Here is a 2753-nt window from a genome sequence, read left to right as displayed (position 1 = left end):
GTGCACATAGGCCCGTGCATTCGGCTCCCACAGCTTTCCCGCGCTGTCACGCCAGGAGTCGCAGGTCAGCGTGATCGACTGGCTGCGGCCGTTGCGGCGGTTCAGTTCCCAGATCGCGCGAGCCTGCGCGATGTCGCGACCATCCACGATCTGCTCCGAGACGAACCCATGCGGGCGGAACTCCACCATGGACGGGTCGCTGACCTGTGCATGCGTCCATCCGGTTGCACCCCCGGCCTGAGGGAGGCCGGTGAGGGCGTCCACCGCGGTCCAGACCACGTAGTAGTCGCTGAAGCGCTCATCCACGGTCAGCGACACGCTGGCGGCTTCTATGTTCTCGCCGAGCACGAAGCCGCTCGCCATCGAGCCTGACCCGGCCCGGGCGAGAATCAGGTTCCCGTCCGTCCCTTCGTAGGCCAGGACCTGCCGGTAGCGCGCCACCCGATCGATGACCTCGAAGGGGGTTTCGCCGAAGTTGATGTTGAACTGCGGGATGGTGTTCCCCGCCTCCTCATCCACACGGGTGACCGTGATGCCGAATGGTGACGCCAGATCGCCGGCGATCTTCAGGGCGTCGCCGCCGCTGATCTGCATGAAGGTGCTGCCGTCCTGCCGGATGCCGGCGGAGCAGTCGACCAGGTTGCGACACTTGCCGCGGCCCTGCACCCGGACGGTATGCCCTTCGGGCGAGATGGCGGTCTGGTAGCGGTCAATTCGGCCAGTCAGCACCACGTCACCGCCGAGCATCACCGCGCACGGCTGCCCCGGCCCGATCGGCAGCAGCTCCGCCTGCGCGGGATAGAGTTCCGTGAGGACGATGTCGAAGTCGGAAGGCATCCGCTCCACACCTCGGGTGACGCGGATCCTCTGCCAGCCGCCGAACCGCCTGCCCCCGACCACCAGGGTAAGATCGTCGTCCATCGGATCAGTCCGTGAGTGCCTGGAACTCGGTCGGCATGAAGCCTGGATGCGGCGGGTTCGCCCGCCGGATCAGTTCGTCCGACCGGGACGCATCGGCATAGAGCGCGTAGGCCACCACCAGCGAGGCCTGCGCCTGTGGCGTGGTGACGGTCCGCAGGCGTGGAAGCGGCGCCCCGCGTGCCGCGAGGTCGTCCAGCACCAGCGTCCGGATCTGGCTCAGCGCGGGGTACAGACCGCCTGACGAGGCTTCCCCGATGCGGAGCTCCTCCGTCCGCAGAAGGCCGGAGACCTGCTCCTGCAGGGCCTGGCCCTCGTCATGGGAGGCGGGCAGATACTCGGCGCAGGCGATCGCCAGGGAGCAAAGCGCCGCCTGCCGGCATGCCGCCGCTGTCGCCGCCTGCACCGCATTGAGCGTGCTGCCCAGCGGCGCGTCGGTCGGCACCACGGTAACCGTGTAGGACGCCAGACGCGCCAGCAGGCGCACCGCATCTGTGGGATCGGCGCAGGCGTCGCGGATGGCCTCGCTGACCGCAAAGGCCGACGGCACCAGTCCGGCGTTCTGCCCCGCCGCGGCGACGGCTGCCAGTTGGTCCGCGGCAGCATCCACGGCCGAGCGGGCGGCCACCACGGCATCGAGGGCGGCCTCCAGAGAGGACGGCGCTGCGGCGCCTTGGCTACGGCTTCCCTGGCTGTAGCGGCCATAGGTTCCGCTGTCGGGCGTCACGCCTTTGACCGCCCCGGTCGTCAGGCCGGCATCCCGCGCCAGCGAACTGGCGAGGTCGCCCCAAGCCGAGACGGTTGCCTGCACCGAAGTGATGATGCCGACACCCAGCACCGCAGCGCCGACCAGCTCGCCCACAAAGGAGTCGCTGATGGCGCCAAGGGTCCGATCGATCGCGCCCAGCACGGCGGAAACCGTGTCCGCGGCGCCTGCCGGATAGGTCGGGTCGAGCGTTTCCGAGAACTCGAACTGCAGCTCGACCAGCCCGCCGCGCTCGGCCCGCTCGACCATCCGAACCGGCGCCACCAGGGCGACGCGCATGATCCCGAGCGAGGGGTGCACCAGTGTCCCCGGACCGGAAACCTCGCAGGCGCGCAGCATCAGCTTGGCCCTGGCATAGGCGCCGTCGCCGACCAGGAAGCCGGAAAAGGTAACCCGGCGCTCGAAGCGGCCGAGGTCCTCCACCCAGACCTTGTCGCGGTAGGGATAGCTGTGGAGCGCGGTGCGCCGCCCTCCCCCATACTCTGAGCCCCGCACCCCGAAGGGGATACCGCGCCAGGAGGCCGGCAGCAGAAGGTCGTACCAGGCCATCCTGCCCTCCCCTTATGGCGCGACCAGGGTCATGCCGGTGTTCTCGATGAGCGGACCGGAGGCCCGGACATTGCCGCTGGAGGAGCGCACCTGGGCAGACATTCCTGGCGGCAGCCGGCCGGTAATCTCCAGTTCCAACTTCCCGCGCAGTGCCCGACTGACCTCATCCCCGGTGGGCGCCAGGGAACGCGCCGCGCCTTCGGCGACAGGCGCCGCTAGGTTTCCCGCCGGTGCACCGCCCTGATACTGGGCCGTCGCAGTCGCCAGGCGGGACAGGAACCGGCTCTGGCTGGTGCCCTCCTCAATGCCTCCAGGCAAAGACGTCCAGGTGCGCGAGAGCGCCGGCCCGATGCCGGATCGAACGGCTGGATCGCCGCTCTTGAGATCGGCCATCAGATCCCGGCCGGTCCGCGTCCGGTAGTCACGCTGGGCGAGCCACCACGCGGCACGGTCCTGATTCGCGGGGCTGAAGTCCTGCAGGCCCAGCGCCGCGGCTGCCTCGTCCCAGGTCCCTTTCAGG

General features: G+C 69.5%; 2 protein-coding genes and 1 pseudogene. All 3 read right to left on the bottom strand.

The genetic code is table 11. The annotated features are described in order from the left end of the window. A partial coding sequence (locus tag VNS22_RS28710; RefSeq protein ID WP_325738415.1) for a phage baseplate assembly protein occupies positions 1-921 on the bottom strand: 921 nt, incomplete at its 3' end. A 4-nt stretch (positions 922-925) separates the two neighbouring features. Further along, positions 926-2233, bottom strand: a complete 1308-nt coding sequence (locus VNS22_RS28705) for a DNA circularization N-terminal domain-containing protein (protein ID WP_325738413.1) — start codon at positions 2231-2233, stop codon at positions 926-928. Positions 2234-2245: 12 nt separating this feature from the next. Next, positions 2246-2753: pseudogene (locus VNS22_RS28700) on the bottom strand (hypothetical protein); the annotation flags it as partial.

It is taken from the genome of Geminicoccus sp. (genome assembly GCF_035556675.1).
Taxonomy (GTDB): domain Bacteria; phylum Pseudomonadota; class Alphaproteobacteria; order Geminicoccales; family Geminicoccaceae; genus Geminicoccus.
Note: the sequence above shows the minus strand (reverse complement) of the source record. Positions and strands in the feature narration are given on the sequence as shown.

Coding starts and splice junctions, on each gene's coding strand:
- VNS22_RS28705 (WP_325738413.1), bottom strand. CDS start 2,233: ATGGCCTGGTACGACCTTCTGCTGCCGGCCTCCTGGCGCGGTATCCCC.